The sequence below is a fragment of the Pantoea sp. AG1095 genome (genome assembly GCF_003208415.1).
Taxonomy (GTDB): Bacteria; Pseudomonadota; Gammaproteobacteria; order Enterobacterales; family Enterobacteriaceae; genus Pantoea; species Pantoea leporis.
On record NZ_QKMJ01000005.1, the window covers coordinates 223,066 to 242,839 of the forward strand.

A 19,774-nucleotide genomic window follows, 5' to 3' on the forward strand; every position below is an offset into this window, starting at 1 on the left:
CCAGGTGGTCTTGTGCAGGACAGAATTAAAGCGTGTTTTACCGAAAGTATTCAGACCCAAATCGCCGCAGCCGAAGCGCTGCCCGATGCGATTTCCCGCGCCGCGATGACGCTGGTGCAGTCGCTGCTGAACGGTAACAAAATCCTTAGCTGCGGTAACGGTGCGTCGTCGGCGAATGCTCAGCATTTTGCCGCCAGCATGATTAACCGTTTCGAGACAGAGCGCCCTAGCCTGCCTGCGCTGGCGCTGAGCGCTGATAATGTGATGCTGACGGCGATTGGTAACGATCGTCTGCACGATGAAATCTACGCCAAGCAGGTTCGAGCGCTTGGTCAGGCTGGTGATGTGCTGCTGGCCATTTCCACCCGTGGCAACACCCGCGATATCGTCAAAGCGGTTGAAGCTGCGGTTACCCGCGATATGACCATCGTTGCGTTAACCGGCCACGACGGCGGTGAGCTGGCGGGCCTGCTCGGTCCGCATGATGTGGAAATTCGCATTCCATCACATCGCAGTGCGCGCATTCAGGAAATGCATATGCTGACGCTGAACTGCCTGTGCGATTTGATTGATAACACTTTATTCCCACACCAGGAATGACTGAAGGAGCTCAAATGAAAGCATTGAACGCTGTCGCCATTCTCTTAACCGCCATGCTGCTGCAAGGTTGTGTTGCCGTGGTTGCCGGCGGCGCTGCCGTCGCCACCAAAACCGCCACTGATCCGCGCACCGTGGGCACGCAGGTCGATGACGGTACGCTGGAGCTGCGCGTCTCGAACGCACTGGCAAAAGATGAACAGATCAAAAACCAGGCGCGCGTGGTTGTCACCGCTTATCAGGGCAAAGTACTGCTAACCGGCCAGTCGCCAACCCCGGATCTGGCAAGCCGTGCCAAACAGATCGCCATGGGCGTTGATGGAGCCACCGAGGTGTATAACGAAATCCGTAATGGACAGAAAGTCAGCCTCGGCACCTCGTCATCGGATACCTGGATCACCACCAAAATCCGCTCGCAGCTGCTGGGCAGCGATCAGGTGAAATCCTCCAACGTCAAAGTGACCACCGAAAACGGTGAAGTGTTCCTGTTGGGACTGGTTACTGCAGAAGAAGCGAAGGCGGCGGCCGATGTTGCCAGCCGGGTGAGCGGCGTGAAGCACGTGACTACGGCCTTCACCATTCTCAAATAAGCATTACAGCAAAGCATCAGGGCGACTTCGGTCGCCCTTTTTTGTGCGTGAGGGTTAGGCGGGAAGGTCAATCACCAGCGCGCGCAGCGGCGTTCTGGCCTGCAGGCTAATCTGGTTCTCATCGCTGAGAAACGCGCCGTCGCCGCAGCCTAGCGGCTGCTGGTTGGCGCTGCTGGCCTGTACATCCAGCGAACCATGGATCGATTGCAGGTAAGCGCGCGGTCCGTGCAATTTCACCGTGTACTGCTCGCCCGGCGCTAGCGTCACCTGATGCACCCAAACCTGCTGGCGCAGCTGCAGGCTGCCCTGCGCGCCATCGGGCGAGGCGATCAGTACGCTGGTTTGTTGCGGCAGGTCGAGCTTCTGCAACAGCGGGTTTTCACGTTCCGGACAGGCCGCCAGCCACAGTTGCATGCGGGTTAACGGGCGATCTTTGCTGATGTTAATTTCACTGTAATTCACGCCCTGACGCGCAGAGAGCAGCATCGCCTCGCCTTCACGCGCCACCAGATGATTGCCTTCGCTGTCGCGATACTCGGCTTCACCTTGCAGCACCAGATTCAGCACATCGACCTGCGGATAACTGCGCGGCTGGAATGCGGCGCCCGGTGCCAGAATTTCCTGGTTGAGTACGCGCAGTGACGCGTAGCCCATTAATTTTGGATCGAAATAGTGGCCAAATGAGAAGCTGTAGCGCGCCTGCAACCAACCGAAATCGGCCTGGCCACATGCGGACGCGCAGCGGGTTGTCATCATGATAATCCTCCGACGCGCTGCGGTGAGAACCGACCGCAGGCTTGATGGGATTATGGTAAAAGTCTGGACGCCGGATTGTAAGCCAGTTAATCTGCCTGGCATGTTCAAATTTACTGACAGAGAATCGGCATGGCAAAAGACCGCGCGTTAACCCTTGAAGCTTTACGTGTGATGGATGCTATTGACCGTCGTGGCAGCTTTGCCGCTGCGGCCGATGAACTGGGTCGCGTCCCTTCCGCGCTGAGTTACACCATGCAGAAGCTGGAAGAGGAGCTGGATGTGGTGCTGTTTGACCGTTCCGGCCACCGCACCAAGTTCACCAACGTGGGCCGCATGCTGCTGGAACGGGGCCGCGTGCTGCTGGAAGCCGCCGACAAGCTCACCACCGATGCCGAAGCGCTGGCGCGCGGTTGGGAAACGCATCTCACCATTGTTGCCGAGGCGCTGGTGCCTTCCGAGCGTTTATTCCCGCTGGTTGAGAAGCTGTCAGAAAAAGCCAATACGCAAATTTCTCTCATCACGGAAGTATTAGCCGGCGCCTGGGAGCGGCTGGAACAGGGCCGCGCCGATATCGTGATTGCCCCGGATATGCACTTCCGCGCCTCAACCGAAATCAACACCCGCAAGCTGTACAGCACGATGAGCGTCTACGTTGCCAGCCCGGATCATCCCATTCATCAGGAAGCTGAGCCGCTGTCAGAAGTGACGCGCGTGAAGTATCGCGGTATCGCGGTGGCGGACACCGCGCGCGAGCGCCCGGTGTTGACGGTGCAGTTGCTGGATAAGCAGCAGCGTCTGACGGTAAGCAGCATGGATGATAAACGCCGCGCGCTGCTGGCCGGTTTGGGTGTGGCGACCATGCCGTATCCGATGGTGGAGCAGGATATCGCCGAAGGTCGTTTACGCGTGGTGAGCGCCGAGTATACGCGCGAAGTGGACATTATTATGGCGTGGCGCCGCGACAGCATGGGCGAAGCCAAAGCCTGGTGTTTGCGTGAGATTCCGAGGTTGCTGGCGAAGCGCGGGTAGATTGTGCGGGGTTTCCCCCTCCTCGGTCCTCCCCCATAAATGGGGGAGGAAGATGCTGCCACATGTTAGTGATGAAGCTGCATGGGGAGGAAGATGCTGCCACATGTTAGTGATGAAGCTGCATCTCCTTCCCCCGCTTGCGGGGGAAGGCCGGGATGGGGGACAGCACGCACAACCCTTACATCCGACTCAAACAATCGATCGCCACCGCTTTAAAACTGACAAAATCCGCGCAATCGCGCAGCCGCGTCATCGCTCTTTCGCGCAGGAAGGTGACGAACAGATCGTAAATCGCCATCGCCTCTTCGTATTCACTCTTGCTGATCGCCAGCAGGAAAATCACCGATGCTGTCTCCTCGCCCCAGCTCACGCCATGCGGCGCCAGCACCGTGTAGACCACGGTTTTCTGCGCCAGCAGTCCGAGTGAATGCGGCAGCGCGATGCCTTCGCCGAGCAGGGTGCTGACAATCGCTTCGCGCTCCTCAACCGACGGATAAAAATCCGCATCGACAAAACCTTCGCTCTCCAACTGATCGCACAGCAGGCGGAACAACTCTGACTGCGCCATCGGCTTATCCAGCACCATAAAGTGCTGCGCGTCGAAGTACTTCTCCAGCATGTACGGGCGCGTGCGATCCACTAACACCAGCTTGCCGAGCTGCTCCAGCTGGAACTCGGTTGGGAATGGCGACATCACCGCAATCGGCTTATTCTTCTCGCTGAGCCGCGCGGTGGAGATCACGAAGTCTTCATCGATATGCTCGCGCAGTTCATAGTCGCGCTGTGACAGCCGCGCCGTCACCACCAATTGCGGGTATTTGCGCAGCAGCAGCGCCTCAATCATGCGCAGCGTGGAGTTGCCGCTGTCGCACACCAGCAGCACCTGTGGATGGCGCTGATAGCCGACGTCGTAATGCCTCTCCAGCCCAACACCAATGTGCAGCACCAGGAAACCGATCTCGTTCTCACTGATAGTGTAAGGGGTGTATTTACCCCAGCTGGTGACCGCCGCCAGCGTCACATCGTAGGCCATTGGATAGTGCTGTTTGATGTTGCTCAGCAGCGGATTGGGGATATGGATTTGGTAGCGCACCCGCGTGATCATGGTTTTGATATGGGTGAGCAGATCGGCGCGCAGCTGCTCATCATGCTGCAGCCGATAGTTGTAATGGGTGTTGATGTAATTCAGCAGGTAATCGACCAGCGCATCGGCGTCGTCAGCGTTAATGGTGCTCGGTGCCAGCGCCTGAATCTGGCGCGCGGCGATGTTGACCCGCAGCCAGTTCTCTTCCGCCTGTGAAATCGGTTTCCCGACCAGCGGACGCATCATATTAATCAGGTCGTGCGCCGCCTCGCGCACTTCCTCGCCCACATCTTCCGCACCCGGATCGTTGAGCGGGAAACCTTCGCTGATGCGTCGCACCGCCACCGCGCAGTAGATTTGCAGATAGCGGTCGCCTTCATCGCTGAGACGAATCGCGTGCTGGGCGAAGCACTGTTGCAGCAAAGGTTCGAGCTGCGCCAGAATGCCGCTGTGCAGCGCTTCTACCGTCAGCAGCGGGCTGTCCGGCGTCTCCTGATCGATCTGCCACAGCAGGTCGGTTAAGCAGGTGCGGATCGCCGCCTCGCTGCCAAACAGCTTCATGCCGTAATGCGGTTTGGTTTCGATATTAAGGTGATAGCGGCCCAACCATTCGCGCACTTCTGCCATATCGCTTTGCAGCGTGGCGCGGCTGACAAACCACTCTTCGGACAGATCTTCCAGCTTGATCGAATACGCCGCCGTCAGAAAGCGCGTCAGCAGATAGCGCACGCGCTCCTGCGAGGTACGCGGCACGCGCAGTGGCGTCGCGCTCTCTTGCTGTAAGCGGCCAAAGCGCGCCGCATCGTCAATTTTGAGTTGATATCCCGCGCCGCGCGCCAGCACAAACTGCGCGCCATGCTGTTCCAGCAGCGCGTTCAGCGCGGTGATATCGGTGCGCACCGTGCGCGTTGAAACGGAAAAGCGACGTGCCAGCTCATCCTGCGGCAGCGTTTCATTTTGCAGCGCAGCGAAAAGCTGAGTCAGACGCTGATTGGGAAATCTCACGGAGCCTCACCTGTTACTCATTTGTTACAGCAGTTTCTTGCACGTTGCCAGAAGCTGACGCACATCGTCAATGCGCGTGTCGCCGCTTGCGCTATCGATAATCGAACTGTAAACGTGCGGGATCACTTTGCTGACGCCCGCATCGAGCGCAATACGCACAATCTCTTCGAAGTTGTTGAGATCGATGCCGCCGGTGGGTTCCAGCCAGAAGTCGTGACGCGCGCAGGCTTCCGCCACCGCGCGATACTCATTTACCGCTTTCAGGCCGCCCATCGGAAAGTATTTCACCGAGCTGCCGCCCATGTCCTGCAACATGGCGATGGCGCTGTCGATCGGTACAATCGCGTCGGCGTTCTTCGAGCTGCGCGGTCCGGTGGAGATTTTCACCAGGCCCGGCGTGCCGGTCGGTGAAATCAAACCATTTACCACGGTTTGATTCTGGCCGAGCAGCGCACGGCTGGTCGCCACGCCGGTGAAGACCTGATTGACGTGCTGCGGTTGCAGCACCGCCGAGATCTCACTCACCATCGCTGACTGGTTGGGATCGCCCGCGCCCAAACCCACGGATAACGCATTGTCGATCAGCGCCGCATACTCGCGCATATCGGCAATGGCTTCTTCGTTGCTGGCGTAGTTTTTTGACAGCACGCCCACCAGCACATGGCCTTCAGCCGCCTGCCAGATCGCTTTGGCGTTCTGCTTCGAACCGGCCAGCACGTTAAGGCACAGGCGATCCTGATAGAAATTCGGGTTCAGACTCATGCGCGTTTTCCTCCGCTGATCAACGCCTGAATAGCGCTAAAGATGATGTGCAGCTGATCGGCGCTAACGCTGCGCACATCGGCTTCGATAATGCCTTCGTTGGCTTTGTAGCCACGGAAATAGATGGCGATGTCGCCAGTTTTCAACGCCTGCACCAGTTCGCCAGTCGGCCAGCCGGTGACCGCTTCATCAAACTTGATCTCGGCACGCGCAATATCGCGTCCGGCGGCATCCCACACCACGCGGGCGGTGACGCCGTTCAGCGTGTTGAGGTTGTCGATAAACGGCGTCATGTTGGCCACCATCTCGGCGCCGGTGGTTTTTGGCTGCACCAGATAGTTTTCAATCGCCTGCGTCAGGCCGAGAATGCCCCCTTTGCCGACTTTCATCGCGCGGCCAATGCCGTTGCTCTGGCGCTTCACCCACTCAACGTATTGCGTACGACCAATCACTAAGCCGCTGGTCGGCCCTTCAATCGCCTTGGCGCCGCTGTAAATCACCAGATCCGCGCCCATTTGGTAGTAACACTGCAAATCTTCTTCCGCTGCCGCATCAACGATCAGTGGAATGCCGTGCTTGCGCGCCACTACCGCTGCCTGCTCCACGCTAAGATGGCTTTTCTGCACGCAGTGGTGCGATTTGATGTACATCAGCGCCGCCGTGGTCGGCGTGATTGCCGCCGCCAACTGCTCTGGCGAACATTCATTGCTGTAACCGGCTTCGATCAAACGACCGCCGCCCAGCGCCACCATCGTGCCAACCGGCGCACCGAAGTTCACGTTGTGCCCTTTTGGCACCACGATATCGTGCGGCACGCTGAGCGGCGCGGCGTGCAGGTTCTCCAGCAGCCAGTCGTTATCTTTAACAATCACCGCCGCCACGCTCTGCGCAATGCCCGCTGAGGCGCACGACACCACTACCGCGCTCTCCACGTCCAGCAGTTTGGCGATGTAAGCGCCGGTCTTGTTGACCAGATCTTTCATCTCGAAGTAGTGATTCAGACCGTAGCTGACGGTATCCACCACATCCGCAGACGGCGTGGAGACGCCGAGAATGGTCATGCGTCCCGAGGCGTTGATGACCTGTTTCAGGTCATATTTTTCATAGATCGAAGACATGATTCGCTTTCCCTTCATCAGTCAGATGCCAGTGACCGGCGATAACTACGGCCAGCGGCAGAATATGTTGTTCACCTAATACCCGTTCGCCTTCAGCATCAACGAACGGGCAGGCTTCCTCTTTGACGGTAAAAATGGTCAGGTCGGCGTCATAACCGGCGGTCAAGCGCCCTTTGCCCGCCAGACGCAAGCCAGCAGCGGCATTAACGGTGACGCACTCGACGATTTGCGGCAGGGTCATGCCAATGCTAAAGAATTTCGACATCACGTGCGCCAGGCTATGCACCGGGCCGTTGATGCGGTTACGACAGTAAATGTCGGAGCTGATGGTGTCGGGCAGAATGCCCTGCGCAATCGCCTGACGCGCCACCTCAAAACTGAAGCTGGCGCCGCCGTGGCCGATATCCAGCTTCACGCCGCGCGCGATGGCATTTTTCACCGCTGCTTTCAATTCACCCTGCGGTGACAAGATACGGTTCGGCTTGCCGTTAAAGCAGTGGGTAATGATGTCGCCGGAGGTCAGCAGATCGGCGATCTCTTCCAGCACTGGCGGATTGTTGCCAATGTGCACCATCAGCGGCAAGTTTCCGGCTACCTGCTGAATCGCCTTGGCCCGCACCAGCGGCTGAATGCCGTTCTCGCCCACCACGCTGCTGCTCATGCGCGCTTTCAGGCCAACGATAAAGTCGGGACGGCGTTTCACCGCCTGCACCACAGCATCGCCATCAATCTGCGCCATATCGGCCAGCTCGTTTTGCGTCACAATGCCGGTGCGTGAAATGTTGATCAGCGCGCGTACTTCGGTGGTAGCCGAACGCGTGAGCTGATAAAAGTCGTCGATGTCGTCAGCGCCGGTGCTGCCGGCATCCACCACCGTGGTGACGCCTTGCGCCATGCCAATGGTGTCGGCGTCGTCGTGATAAATCGGGGATTGGGGATAACAGTGCACGTGGCTATCAATCCAGCCAGCGCTGACATAGTAACGTCCGGCGAGATCGCGCTCCTGCTGTGCCGGACCACTCACCTCGCCGACGGCGGCAATTTTGCCGTGCTGGATGGCAATATCCACCAGCTGTTCGTCGCACAGACGTGCGCGGCGCAGAATCAGATCAAACATGCTTACTCCTCACATACAAACGCTCATTTCGTAGCGGCGTGATTTATCGCGCAATAAATGGCGCCGCTACGGATATGTGCAGCCATATGGCCGCACATCGGTATCAGAGTGAGATTGGGAACATCGCACCCAACACCATCGCGCCCAAAATCGCGCCGCCGGTAATAGGCTTATTCCACAGGTAGAACAGCAGCGCGCCCACCAGCGAACCGAGACCAATGGGAATCGACGCCGCCATGGCAGAAAGGATAATCAGCGGCCCGAGGAAACGGCCCGATGCGTTACCCGCGCCCATCATCACGTCTGCGCCGTAGGTTGAGTCGCTCTGGTTGATGGTGAACTTACGCGCCAGGATGATCAGATAACCTATCGCTAAGCCCACCACCAAACCCGTGGCCAGCGATGCGGCAAAGTTGGCGACCGGGAACACAATGCCGGCACCGAGCAGCAGCGCAGGCACGCCGAGGCCGACGCCGGTCTGGATCGCGCCGCCAATATCGAGAATCCCCACTAGCGAACCTTCGATAATGCGTGCAAACAGGAAGCTGGCACCAAACGCCGCCACCGCGCCATACACGCCGGTTTCCATACCGGAGCGCAGCATCGAGACAAACGCCACTTCGTTAAAAGCACCAATGCCGTACAGGTAATACATGTGCGTACCGGCAAATACGCCGGAGGAGAGCAGGCCAACAAAAATCGGGAAAGACCAGTCGGCGTACCAGAACCCTTTGTTTTCGTTCTCGTTCATGCTGATGGCTCCTTATTTGCCGCTGACGCTGTTGTGGATCATATCCAGCCAGCCCGGAATACCTAGCTGGAAGGATTGCAGCAGTTTCAGATCGAAACCGCGGAAGAAGCCGCTCAAGGCAAACAGCAGCACGATGGCAAACATCATCACCTTGGTGACTTTGTTCCAGCCGCTCTCTTCCACACCTTTACCGATCAGGATGCCCAGCACCAAACCCGGTACGGCGTTACCCATGATCAGCTGCGCCAGACCGCCAAAAATGGTGGCCCAGAAGCCAGATTTCTTACCGGCATCAATCGCTGCCAGCCAGAAGATCACTGGCATCACGGTATTCACCAGCAGGTTAGCCGCCGGCACCAGCACTTTTACTGCGGTAACCTGCAGCGCCGCCGGAACCGCAGACGCCGTGCTGTTAAGGAAGGCCACCACAATCATGCCGATGACGCCGCAGGCAATCGCCATGCGTTTCGGGTTGTGCAGCGTTTCCGCCACGTTGCGGTTTTTCACCATCAGTGCCGCCGCGCCCCAGTTCGGCAAAATGCGGTGATCGACGTCCTGCGTGAAGGAACCCGCTGCCACGGATGATGCCCAGGCGTTAAAGAAGAAGCCGAGACCAAAGGAGAAGTGCGATGCCGGATCGCCTTCACAGGAATTGAGTTCTCCCAAGGTACGGAACGCGCCCATACCTTGTGTGGTCGGTGCGTGGAACATGCGCGCTGCGCCCGCTCCCACCCCGACGCCAACCAATCCGCCAATGATTAACGACTTAAACAAAATGATTAAAAACATGTCGTCGTACCCTTGTTGTCGTTTTTATTAAGTCGCTATGAAATCCACCTTGTCGGTGTCGATCACAGTGACGCTAACGGTAATGTCCAGCTCAACGGTGTAATTCCGTCGCTCACGCGCGAGGAAGAAGAACAAGAATTTTTCCTTGCGCACGCTCTCCTGCGCGCGCAGCACCCGCACATCTATGGGTTCAATGCGCAACAGAATCTTTTGGCTGGTGCGCAGCACTTGCTGCTGCACCTTGCTGAGCGCATCGGCAAAGGCTTTTGCTTTACTGTCGCCTTTGCCCTGCACCGTAACCTGCGTCTCGTATTGCTGTTTCATACTTAGCTGCCGTGTTTTTTAGTCCAGGCCTGCACCAGACGCTCACCCAGCTCTTCTTTATCCATAAAGCCGAAGCCCAGCACGGTGGCACCTTCATTGATGGCGGTAACGCCTTCGTCAATCGAACGCATCCCGTGTTTGGCTTTGTAGCCATATTTGTTCTGCGCGGTAATCGCACCGGCACCGCCGCTGCCGCAGAAGGAGATACCGAAGTCGGCGTTTTCCGCTTTCATCACATCGCCCAGCTTCATGTCGGCTGCCACGCCTGGCACCACCACCGCACGACCACCGGCTTTCTCGATGCCCGCTGCTACTTTCTGACCTTTACCCAGACGATCGCCAATCACTACAGTTACCATGTTCAATTCCTCGCAATTTATGCTTCGTTCGATTTCGCCACTTCGATATGGACGGACAACAACCAGGCTTCCTCTTTGGGCAGATTGCCAAACAGATCCACCACCTGCTGCGCCAGCGCCATGGTTTCCGGCGAGATATCTTCAAACAGCTCAGCTTCTACTTCCGGTAGCGCTTCACCCGTTAAAGAGCGCGATGCCATCGCCCGGACATGCGAAGCCAGCATCTGCTGCTGCACGGCGTTGGCTTCGATATGATGCGCGGCGTAGATCGCTGCAATTTGGCTTAACACCTTATCCGCCAGCGCCTGGATCGCTTCCGGCGTGCTCTGTTTCAGCGGGACAGCTTCACTCCTCACCTTGTTACTCCTGTTTACAGCGGACAATTACAGATATTTCTCGTTGATAAGAAAGTACGCTTTCCCCTTGAGGCTGTTGAGTCGCAACTTTTCCACCTCAAAGTGGAAATCCTGCGGGCGAGTGTGCGCCAGATCTCAGGACGCACGAAGTGTGCGAAAGCGGTCACAAAATGCGAGGATTGATGGAGTTATGCGGATTAAAGCGGAGATAAGGCAAAGAGGAATAAGGCCAGCCACGGGGCTGGCCGGGTTATCAGCGGAATTTCTTATGGTTGGCGTTGCGAATATCTTCCAGTTTCTTCGCTTCGGCCTTGGCTTCGTCCAGCTTGTTGGCTTGCGCCAACTGATCAACCACATCGATCTGGGCAATCAGCGAATCCAGACCGGCGTGATAATCCTTGATCTGCGCGCTATCGGCCGCCTGACCTTCCAGTTTTTCCGGCGTGGATTGCTTAGCATCCGTTGCCGCCTGGCGCATCTTACCCAACGCGGTATGCATTTCCTGCGCGTCAGAGGTTTTCTTCACCACGCTCAGACCATCCTTGAGCGTATCCATATCTTTTTCTAAATCGGCTGCAAACACGCTAGCCGAGGAGAACAACAGCGATAACGACAACACTGCAATCACATGCTTATTACGCATTGGTATGTCCTTTTATTATTGTCGGGCCAAAAAAAAAGCAGCCTTGCGGGCTGCTTTCAAAAAGCGATGACTCTTATTGTCCGGCGATTTTCATCTCCGGCAGCAGCACCGAACCGCATTGTATATTGCTGCGGGTTTCAATGTCGTTACCGACGGTTACCATATTGAGCCACATCTCCTTGAGGTTACCAGCGATTGTGATCTCGCTCACAGGATATTGAATCTCACCGTTTTCCACCCAGAATCCGGATGCGCCGCGTGAATAGTCGCCGGTCATGCCGTTGATGCTAGAGCCCATCATCTCGGTTACCACTAAACCGGTGCCCATCTGCTTCAGCAGGTCGTCAAAGCTGTGGCCCTGACCGGCAATACGCCAGTTGTGGATGCCGCCTGCGTGGCCGGTGCTCTGCAAGCCGAGCTTGCGCGCCGAATAGCTGGTCAACAGCCAGTTCTGCAGCACGCCATCTTTAATGATGTCACGCGATTGGGTGCGCACGCCTTCGCTGTCGAACGGCGTGGATGCCAGGCCTTTCAGCAGGTGCGGATGCTCTTCAATGGTCAGCCACTCGGGCAGAATCTGCTTACCGAGCGAATCAAGCAGGAAGGTCGATTTGCGGTACACGCTGCTGCCGCTGATCATGCCCACCAGATGACCAAACAAACCGGTCGCCACTTCTGGCGCGAAGATCACCGGCGCTTTCATGGTCGAAAGCTTGCGCGGTGCCAGACGCGACAGCGTGCGGCGTGCGCACTCGGCGCCAACCCATTCCGGGCTTTTCAGATCGTCAAAAGCGCGGCCAATGGTATACGCGTAATCGCGCTCCATATTGCCGTCCTGCTCGGCAATCACACAGCTGGAGAGCGAATGGCGGCTGGAGCAGTAGCTCTGCAACATGCCATGGCTGTTACCAAAGACTTTGATACCAACGTGGCTGTTGAAGCTGCCGCCTTCGGTGTTGGTGATGCGCTTGTCGGCCTGCAACGACGCTTGTTCCGCCTGAGCGGCCAGTTCGATAGCGCGATCGGCATCGATCTCCCACGGATGGTAGAGATCGAGATCCGGCGCGTCAAACGCCAGCAACTCGGGATCGGCCGGTGCGCCAAATGGATCCACCGAGGTGTAGCGCGCAATGTCGATCGCCGCCTGCACGGTGCGTTTGATCGCGTCCGGGCTGAGATCGGTCGAGGAAGCGCTGCCTTTTCGGTTTTGATGGTAGACGGTGATGCCGAGCGCACCATCGCTGTTGAATTCGACGTTTTCCACTTCGCCATAGCGGGTACTGACGCCGATGCCGGTGGTTTTCGTGACCGCCACTTCAGCGCCATCGGTGCTGGCTTTTGCCAGTTCCAACGCCTGCGCGACAGCCTGTTCCAACACTTTACGTTGTTCTGCAACCTGAGTAGATACGTTCATCGACCTGCCGTCTAATCTTAAGTATGAATTGTTTGAGTCTATCAGACTCAGAGAACAATTTCGCAGTCGCCCGATAAACTGGTAGGATTAGCCTCTTTTTTTTGGGAGCCAAGAGATGACCAAGCAGCCCGAAGACTGGCTCGACGATGTGCCGGATAATAATGACGAAGAAGATGAAGAGATTATCTGGGTCAGCAAAAGCGAAATTAAACGCGATGCCGAAGAGCTAAAACGCCTTGGTGCCGAGCTGGTTGAGCTGGGGAAAAATTCCCTCGACAAGATCCCACTCGACGAACAATTGCGCGACGCGATTGAACTGGCGCAGCGCATTAAGAAAGAAGGCCGCCGCCGTCAGCTGCAGCTGATCGGTAAGATGCTGCGTTCACGCGATGAAGATCCGATTCGCCAGGCGCTGGATAAGCTGAAGAACCGTCACAACCAGCAGGTTGCACTGTTCCATAAGCTGGAAATTTTGCGCGATCGTTTGATCGAGCAAGGTGATGACGCGGTCGCTGAAGTGTTTAACCTCTATCCGCACGCCGATCGTCAGCAACTGCGCAGCATGATCCGTAACGCGCAGAAAGAGAAAGCCGCGAATAAGCCGCCAAAATCTGCCCGCCTGATTTTCCAGTATCTGCGCGAGTTGGCAGAAGCGTAAGTTTTCTGCGATTTTCCCCTCATCCCAACCTTCTCCCGCAAGCGGGAGAAGGGGCTGGCCGAGCTCCACCTAAACATTCCCTCGCCCGCTTGCGGGAGAGGGCCAGGGTGAGGGGAAAAGCCGCACCATCACCGCCCTAACCGCTCCAGCAGTTTCTGGTGAATACCACCAAATCCGCCGTTACTCATCACCAGGATCGAATCGCCTGGCTGGGCTTTCTTCGCCACCATTTCCACCAACGTATCGATATCCGCGCTCCACTGCGCTGGTTGAATGCACGCCTCAGCGACATCGGAAACCTGCCACGGAATATGGTGCGGCTGGAACAGGAACACTTCGTCTGCGCGGCCCAGCGATGGCGCTAACTCGTTCTTGCTCACCCCCATCTTCATGGTATTTGAGCGCGGCTCCAGCACCGCCAGAATGCGTGCGGTGCCGCCCACTTTGCTGCGCAGCGCCGCCAGCGTGGCGAGAATCGCGGTAGGATGGTGAGCGAAATCGTCGTACACCTTGATGGCGTTCACTTCACCGCGCAGTTCGAGACGACGACGCGCATTAATGAAGCTGCTCAGCGCTTCACCGGCATCCCCCGGTTTCACCCCAACATGACGCGCCGCTGCAATCGCCATCAGGCCATTGTGCATGTTGTGCTCGCCCACCAGCGCCCAGTTCACTTCGCCGACTTTCTCGCCGTCGAGCCAGATCTCCCAATGTGAAGAGTCCGGCGTCAACTTTTTCGCCTGCCAGTGACCGTTATCGCCCACCGTTTCCTGCTCGCTCCAGCAGCCCATCGCCATCACTTGCTTGATGTTGTTGTCGTGCTCCGGCAGCAGGATCTTGCCCTGGCCCGGCACGATACGGATCAAATGATGGAACTGCTTCTGGATGGCGCGCAGATCGTCAAAGATATCCGCGTGATCGAATTCGAGGTTGTTGAGGATCAGCGTGCGCGGGCAGTAATGCACAAACTTGGAACGCTTGTCGAAGAACGCGCTGTCGTACTCATCCGCTTCGATGACGAAGAATGGACTTTTTCCTAATTTTGCCGAAACCTCGAAGTTTCCTGGCACACCACCGATGATAAAGCCCGGTTCCAGGCCGCAGGCCTCGAGAATCCACGCTGCCATGCCGGCTGTGGTGGTTTTGCCGTGGGTTCCCGCCACCGCCAGCACCCAACGATCGCGCAGGACGAAATCGTGTAGCCATTGCGGGCCGGAGAGGTAAGGAATGTTGCGTTCCAGTACCGCTTCGACACAAGGATTGCCGCGCGTCATCGCGTTACCAATGATCACCAGATCCGGTTGCGGATCGAGCTGGCTGGCATCGTAACCTTCAGTCAATTCAATGCCTTGCTGTTCCAGCAACGTGCTCATCGGCGGATAGACATTGGCGTCTGAGCCGGTCACTTCGTGTCCCAGCGAGCGCGCCAGCATCGCCAGTCCGCCCATGAAAGTGCCACAAATCCCGAGGATGTGAATACGCATAAAGAGATCCATTACTCAAAAGTTCGGCGCACAGTGTAACGCCGAGTTGAGAGGGAAGAAACGGATTAGGACTATGGTTTTTAAAGTTCAATCGGCTAAACTGCGCTCATACGTTGGTAGCTTGTTACAGCTGCTGCCACTCCATCGTAGATGCAGGGAATGTGTTATGAAAACGTTAGGCGAATTCATCGTCGAGAAGCAACACGACTTTCCACACGCCACAGGTGAACTGACGGCGCTGATTTCTTCCATTAAGCTTGGCGCTAAAATTATCCACCGCGACATCAACAAAGCGGGTCTGGTGGATATTCTGGGTGCCAGCGGCGTGGAAAACGTGCAGGGTGAGCAGCAGATGAAGCTTGATCTGTTTGCCAACGAAAAGCTGAAAGCCGCCCTGAAAGCACGCGGCGTGGTGGCCGGTATCGCGTCGGAAGAAGAAGACGAGTTCGTCATCTTTGAAGGCTCTGAGAATGGCAAATACGTTGTATTAATGGATCCGCTGGACGGTTCTTCAAACATCGACGTTAACGTTTCCGTCGGCACCATTTTCTCTATCTACCATCGCATCAGCGAGCCGGGCACGCCAATCACCGAAGCCGACTTCATGCAGCCGGGCAACAAGCAGGTTGCCGCGGGTTACGTGGTTTACGGTTCTTCGACCATGATGGTTTACACCACCGGCGTGGGCGTGCATGCGTTTACTTACGATCCGTCGCTCGGCGTATTCTGCCTGAGCCACGAGCGCATGACCTTCCCGGAGAAGGGTTACACCTACTCGATCAACGAAGGTAACTACATTCGCTTCCCGCAGGGTGTGAAGAAATACCTAAAGTTCTGTCAGGAAGAAGATATCGCCACCAAGCGCCCGTATACCTCGCGCTACATTGGTTCACTGGTGGCCGATTTCCACCGTAACCTGCTGAAAGGCGGCATCTATCTCTATCCAAGCACCGCCAGCCACCCGAAAGGCAAGCTGCGTCTGCTGTACGAATGCAACCCAATGGCCTTCCTGGCGGAGCAAGCGGGCGGTAAAGCCAGCGATGGTGCCAATCGCATCCTCGACATCCAGCCAGAAACGCTGCATCAGCGCTGCCCGTTCTTCTGCGGCAACGACGCAATGGTAGGCGACGTTGAACGCTTTATCCGTGAATATCCGGACGACCATTCAGCGTAAGTTTTTTCCCGCTGTGCAAAGCCCGCCTCCGTGCGGGCTTTTTGTTGCTGCCTACGAAAGCAGAGACGCGACTACACGGAATTGCGCCATCGAATCCTGCAACTGCTGCGACTGCGCTTCCAGCGATTGGGTGGCAGCGCTGGCTTCTTCGACTAACGCGGCGTTCTGCTGCGCGGCTTCATCCATCTGCGTCACCGCCTGATTCACCTGCTCGATACCGCGACTCTGCTCTTCCGAAGCAATGGAGATCTCTTTCATCAGCGTGGTGACGCGCATCACTTCACTGGAGATCTCATCCATGGTTTCGCCAGCGCGCGTGGCCATATCGCTGCCCTCTTGCACCCGCGTCTGCGATTCTGCGATGAGCTCGCGGATCTCTTTGGCGGCGGTGGCGCTGCGACCAGCCAGCGTGCGCACTTCATTAGCGACCACGGCAAAACCGCGCCCTTGTTCACCGGCACGCGCGGCTTCAACCGCAGCGTTCAGTGCCAGGATGTTGGTCTGGAAGGCAATGCCATCAATCACGCTGAGGATGTCGCCAATGCGATTGGCGCTTTGGGTGATCTCCTGCATCTTCTCCATCACGTAGCCAACCACTTCGGCACCGCGATCGGCACTGTCGGATACATTGCTGGCGAGCTGATTGGCCTCTTTGGCGTTGCTGGCATTGAGACGCACGGTGGCGGTGAGCTGTTCCATGCTGGCCGCGGTTTGCTCCAGCGAAGCGGCGGACTCTTCGGTACGCTGCGAGAGATGCACGGTGCCCGCCGCTAACTCGCGGCTTCCCACGTCAATCTGCAAGCTGGCTTCGCGCACCTGACTGACCGAACTGCTGAGCGCCAGCTGCATATTCGCCAGCGCCTGATTGAGACGGCCTAATTCACTCTTTCCGGCTGCGGGCAGCGGCTGGGATAAATCGCCGGCCGCAATTTGCTCCAGATGCAGAATCGCGCCATCGAGTGGACGCAGCAGCAGACGACGCAGCAGTTGCCAGGCAATGACGATCAGCAGTAGCGTCAACGCCATCGCCACGCCAATCATGATTTTCATCTGCCACTCATTGTGTGCAGCTTGCGCCAGACGTGTAGCTGAGACTTCATCAGCATAAACGGCAAAATCATGCACGGCTTTCGCGTAGTTGCTTGCCAGCGTTGAGAGGTTGCCTTCCAAAACCTGGTAATATTCGTCGGTATACTGCTTTTGCAACGCATCCATCATCGGCACGATGGCGCCCTTATGATAGGCAGCGAACGAAGTAGCTACGGCATCGGCCAGGATTTTACCCTGAGCCGTTACCGTTCCGGCATCAATAAAGGCTTTCAGATGACGCTGGGAACTGGTGACATCCTCCTCAGCTTGTTTGGTGACGCTGGCGCCGTCCTCCAGTAATCCGATTTCGATTTTGCGCACGGCCAATGCGGCGCTGCCACGCGCGCGCATGAGATCGGCGTTGCTTTGGTACAAACTGTTCAGTTCGATTCCCTGAATGCGGTTAATAGCATCCAGTGATTGATTGCCTGCGTTGATGGCAGAGATGCCCATCGCGCTGACTGCCAGCAGCAGCAGCGTCATAAAAGCCAAAAGCGTGAGTAATGCAGTACGAATTGATAGCTGTTTGAACATGATTATCCCCGTTTGCAAGAAAAGGCAGAAATCCGCTGGCCCTAAAACGGAAAGATTATCGGCAGTTGATCGCGGAAACTTTATCCATTGTTGATGGTCAACTGGCTGACGATCATCCAGACTTCACTTTTACTGAACTCTGCCCCCGCAAAATCTAAGGAATGAAACTATGAAAAAATGGCTCCCGATGGCGTGTTTGTTGGTCAGTGGTTTTGCGGCAGCGCAACAAAACCCTATCGATAAGCAGCTCGATCAGTGTCTGAATAAGGAATCCAGCACCGCCGGCATGTCTCAATGCTACGGCACCGCCAATAAAGCCTGGGATAAAGAGATGAACGCGCAGTACACCCAAGCAATGAAAAAATTAACCGGCGCACCTAAAGACAAATTGCGCAGCGCCCAGCGCGCGTGGCTGACCTATCGCGACAGTTGGCTGGATGCCAGCCGCAGCTATTTTGTTAGCAGCCAGGGCACGATGGCCGCGCTGTCAGTTGGTGCGCAGGGCGTCAGTCTGGTGCGTAATCAGGCGCTGATGTTGCAATCAATTAACAAAGGCAGTTGCGCCAACCCCGACGATTGTTGATTAATGTAAGCGTTTAATACGCTTAGCGCTGGCATCGGCCAGCGCGCCCATTAATCTGCAGGGAGAAACCATGGCTGCTTATGCCTCCACCATCATTCTTGTTTGCCTCGCCGTCCTCAGCTATTTCGTTCATAACAGCGCCGTTACCATCTCGATTCTGATCCTGCTGGCGATCAAGCTCACCCCGCTGTCGCAATTCTTTCCCTATGTGGAAAAACAGGGCATTCAGATTGGCATCATCATCCTCACCGTTGCGGTGATGGCGCCGCTGGCCAGCGGTACGCTGCCGGCTTCTTCGCTGTTGAAATCGTTCGCCAACTGGCAATCAATTATCGCGATTGTGGTGGGGGTTTTCGTTGCCTGGCTGGGCGGACGCGGCGTGAACTTTATGAGCGTGCAGCCGTCGGTGATTGGTGGGCTGTTGATTGGTACGGTGATTGGCGTGGCCTTCTTCCGTGGTGTGCCGGTTGGACCACTGATTGCGGCGGGGATCGTCTCGCTGTTTGTCACGGCGAAGTAGCGGGTTGGAGCATTCCGAAACGCCAAAAAGGGGGCATACTTTCAGAGTCAGTTGGCTATAATAGCCGTCACTCAACATATGACTAATGAAGGAAAGCCAGATGAGTTTGAACCAGGTGCCTGCAGGTAAAGAGTTGCCAGAAGATATCTACGTTGTCATTGAGATCCCGGCTAACGCCGATCCGATCAAATATGAAGTCGACAAAGAGTCTGGCGCCCTGTTTGTAGACCGTTTCATGTCTACCGCCATGTTCTATCCGTGCAACTACGGCTACATCAACCACACCCTGTCTCTGGATGGTGACCCGGTTGACGTGCTGGTGCCAACCCCTTATCCGCTGGTACCGGGCTCAGTGATCCGCTGCCGTCCCGTCGGCGTGCTGAAAATGACCGACGAGTCTGGCGAAGATGCCAAACTGGTTGCGGTGCCGCACACCAAGCTGAGCAAAGAGTACGATCACATCAAAGATGTGAACGACCTGCCAGAACTGCTGAAAGCGCAGATCACCCACTTCTTCGAGCACTACAAAGATCTGGAAAAAGGCAAATGGGTGAAGGTTGATGGCTGGGACAACGCAGAAGCGGCCAAAGCTGAAATCATCGCCTCTTACGAGCGCGCGCAGAAGAAATAAGATTCTTTTCTGCCACGCATAAAAAAACACCGTCCAATGGACGGTGTTTTTATTTATGCCTCTGTTTCGCCATCTCGCCTTAACCAGTCACCGCTCGCGATGTGCGTGCGACCCGCAACTGAACGCTGATAGACATACAGCCAGGCACTGCCGTAAGGCGTCTGAATAAGCTGGCGTTTGTATTCGCCATTTTTGGTGCGCAAGGCATCCAGTTCGCCGAGCGTGCTGGCGTCAATGCGATACACCTCGCAATAAACGCTGCCTTCTCCTTCCACCACGCCCGGATAGTGACCCAGATTGTAGAGATCAAACCCCACAATCTGATGGTCGCCGAGCCACTGCGCATTCGTCATCCAATGACTGTTTCCCTGTTTGCGCCGTAAACTGCCATAGACAATTATTCGCAT

The 19,774-nt window shown here is 56.6% G+C and carries 23 protein-coding genes; 8 read left to right on the plus strand and 15 right to left on the minus strand.

What is annotated here, in order from left to right:
* Positions 1–12: 12 nt before the first annotated feature.
* Both diaA and dolP read left to right on the plus strand, forming a co-directional pair.
* Entirely contained in the window at positions 13–600 is a 588-nt protein-coding gene (diaA, locus tag DEU53_RS13130; RefSeq protein ID WP_007890352.1) for a DnaA initiator-associating protein DiaA, read from the plus strand.
* Between the two features lie 14 nt (positions 601–614).
* The gene (dolP, locus tag DEU53_RS13135; RefSeq protein ID WP_101762899.1) at positions 615–1,187 is read left to right on the plus strand and encodes a division/outer membrane stress-associated lipid-binding lipoprotein; all 573 of its coding nucleotides are present in this window, start codon (positions 615–617) and stop codon (positions 1,185–1,187) included.
* A gap of 54 nt (positions 1,188–1,241) precedes the next feature.
* Here dolP and DEU53_RS13140 read toward each other — a convergent pair whose 3' ends face one another.
* Entirely contained in the window at positions 1,242–1,943 is a 702-nt protein-coding gene (locus DEU53_RS13140; protein WP_110867406.1) for a pirin family protein, read from the minus strand.
* Positions 1,944–2,072: 129 nt separating this feature from the next.
* On the opposite strand from DEU53_RS13140, the gene DEU53_RS13145 reads away from it, so the two are divergent.
* On the plus strand, positions 2,073–2,972 hold the full coding sequence (locus DEU53_RS13145; RefSeq protein ID WP_101762897.1) for a LysR family transcriptional regulator: 900 nt from the start codon (positions 2,073–2,075) through the stop codon (positions 2,970–2,972).
* Positions 2,973–3,150: 178 nt separating this feature from the next.
* Here DEU53_RS13145 and DEU53_RS13150 read toward each other — a convergent pair whose 3' ends face one another.
* From DEU53_RS13150 to pmbA, 11 genes are all read right to left on the minus strand, one after another.
* The gene (locus tag DEU53_RS13150) at positions 3,151–5,061 is read right to left on the minus strand and encodes a transcription antiterminator (protein ID WP_110867408.1); all 1,911 of its coding nucleotides are present in this window, start codon (positions 5,059–5,061) and stop codon (positions 3,151–3,153) included.
* Between the two features lie 24 nt (positions 5,062–5,085).
* Positions 5,086–5,823 (minus strand): KDGP aldolase family protein, encoded by a 738-nt coding sequence (locus DEU53_RS13155; protein WP_101762895.1) that lies wholly within the window; start codon positions 5,821–5,823, stop codon positions 5,086–5,088.
* On the minus strand, positions 5,820–6,941 hold the full coding sequence (locus DEU53_RS13160) for a DgaE family pyridoxal phosphate-dependent ammonia lyase (protein WP_110867409.1): 1,122 nt from the start codon (positions 6,939–6,941) through the stop codon (positions 5,820–5,822). The genes DEU53_RS13155 and DEU53_RS13160 overlap by 4 nt, the downstream gene beginning before the upstream one ends.
* Positions 6,925–8,058: an amidohydrolase/deacetylase family metallohydrolase gene (locus tag DEU53_RS13165; protein WP_110867411.1), complete on the minus strand. Its 1,134-nt coding sequence runs from the start codon at positions 8,056–8,058 to the stop codon at positions 6,925–6,927. Before DEU53_RS13165 ends, DEU53_RS13160 begins: the two co-directional genes overlap by 17 nt.
* Positions 8,059–8,161: 103 nt before the next feature.
* Positions 8,162–8,809, minus strand: coding sequence for a DUF4310 family protein (locus tag DEU53_RS13170; protein WP_064738408.1), 648 nt, complete (start codon positions 8,807–8,809; stop codon positions 8,162–8,164).
* Positions 8,810–8,821: 12 nt separating this feature from the next.
* Positions 8,822–9,598, minus strand: a complete 777-nt coding sequence (locus DEU53_RS13175) for a DUF4311 domain-containing protein (protein WP_110867413.1) — start codon at positions 9,596–9,598, stop codon at positions 8,822–8,824.
* A 27-nt stretch (positions 9,599–9,625) separates the two neighbouring features.
* Positions 9,626–9,922: a DUF4312 family protein gene (locus DEU53_RS13180; RefSeq protein ID WP_110867415.1), complete on the minus strand. Its 297-nt coding sequence runs from the start codon at positions 9,920–9,922 to the stop codon at positions 9,626–9,628.
* A gap of 2 nt (positions 9,923–9,924) precedes the next feature.
* Positions 9,925–10,281: an SFCGS family glycine-rich protein gene (locus tag DEU53_RS13185; protein WP_008103553.1), complete on the minus strand. Its 357-nt coding sequence runs from the start codon at positions 10,279–10,281 to the stop codon at positions 9,925–9,927.
* A gap of 17 nt (positions 10,282–10,298) precedes the next feature.
* Positions 10,299–10,637 (minus strand): glycine dehydrogenase, encoded by a 339-nt coding sequence (locus tag DEU53_RS13190; RefSeq protein ID WP_007892186.1) that lies wholly within the window; start codon positions 10,635–10,637, stop codon positions 10,299–10,301.
* A 253-nt stretch (positions 10,638–10,890) separates the two neighbouring features.
* Positions 10,891–11,280 carry a cytochrome b562 gene (cybC, locus tag DEU53_RS13195; RefSeq protein ID WP_110867416.1) on the minus strand — a complete coding sequence of 130 codons (390 nt, stop codon included), beginning with the start codon at positions 11,278–11,280 and terminating at the stop codon, positions 10,891–10,893.
* Positions 11,281–11,353: 73 nt separating this feature from the next.
* A complete protein-coding gene (gene pmbA, locus DEU53_RS13200) occupies positions 11,354–12,694 on the minus strand; it encodes a metalloprotease PmbA (RefSeq protein ID WP_110867418.1) in 1,341 nt (446 codons plus the stop codon).
* A 115-nt stretch (positions 12,695–12,809) separates the two neighbouring features.
* Between pmbA and yjgA the strand changes: the two genes are divergently transcribed.
* Positions 12,810–13,352 carry a ribosome biogenesis factor YjgA gene (gene yjgA / locus DEU53_RS13205; protein ID WP_101762888.1) on the plus strand — a complete coding sequence of 181 codons (543 nt, stop codon included), beginning with the start codon at positions 12,810–12,812 and terminating at the stop codon, positions 13,350–13,352.
* Between the two features lie 128 nt (positions 13,353–13,480).
* Here yjgA and mpl read toward each other — a convergent pair whose 3' ends face one another.
* Positions 13,481–14,836 carry a UDP-N-acetylmuramate:L-alanyl-gamma-D-glutamyl-meso-diaminopimelate ligase gene (gene mpl, locus DEU53_RS13210; protein ID WP_101762887.1) on the minus strand — a complete coding sequence of 452 codons (1,356 nt, stop codon included), beginning with the start codon at positions 14,834–14,836 and terminating at the stop codon, positions 13,481–13,483.
* Positions 14,837–15,002: 166 nt separating this feature from the next.
* On the opposite strand from mpl, the gene fbp reads away from it, so the two are divergent.
* The gene (fbp, locus tag DEU53_RS13215) at positions 15,003–16,010 is read left to right on the plus strand and encodes a class 1 fructose-bisphosphatase (protein WP_008103565.1); all 1,008 of its coding nucleotides are present in this window, start codon (positions 15,003–15,005) and stop codon (positions 16,008–16,010) included.
* A 51-nt stretch (positions 16,011–16,061) separates the two neighbouring features.
* On the opposite strand, the gene DEU53_RS13220 is transcribed toward fbp, so the two are convergent.
* On the minus strand, positions 16,062–17,633 hold the full coding sequence (locus DEU53_RS13220; RefSeq protein ID WP_110867420.1) for a methyl-accepting chemotaxis protein: 1,572 nt from the start codon (positions 17,631–17,633) through the stop codon (positions 16,062–16,064).
* Positions 17,634–17,802: 169 nt separating this feature from the next.
* Here DEU53_RS13220 and DEU53_RS13225 point away from each other — a divergent pair, with 169 nt between their 5' ends.
* From DEU53_RS13225 to ppa, 3 genes are all read left to right on the plus strand, one after another.
* A complete protein-coding gene (locus DEU53_RS13225) occupies positions 17,803–18,216 on the plus strand; it encodes a lysozyme inhibitor LprI family protein (protein ID WP_110867422.1) in 414 nt (137 codons plus the stop codon).
* Between the two features lie 70 nt (positions 18,217–18,286).
* Positions 18,287–18,736 (plus strand): DUF441 domain-containing protein, encoded by a 450-nt coding sequence (locus DEU53_RS13230; protein ID WP_008103576.1) that lies wholly within the window; start codon positions 18,287–18,289, stop codon positions 18,734–18,736.
* Positions 18,737–18,836: 100 nt separating this feature from the next.
* Entirely contained in the window at positions 18,837–19,367 is a 531-nt protein-coding gene (gene ppa / locus DEU53_RS13235; protein ID WP_007892166.1) for an inorganic diphosphatase, read from the plus strand.
* Positions 19,368–19,420: 53 nt separating this feature from the next.
* Here ppa and DEU53_RS13240 read toward each other — a convergent pair whose 3' ends face one another.
* On the minus strand, positions 19,421–19,774 hold the full coding sequence (locus DEU53_RS13240) for a gamma-glutamylcyclotransferase (RefSeq protein ID WP_101762883.1): 354 nt from the start codon (positions 19,772–19,774) through the stop codon (positions 19,421–19,423).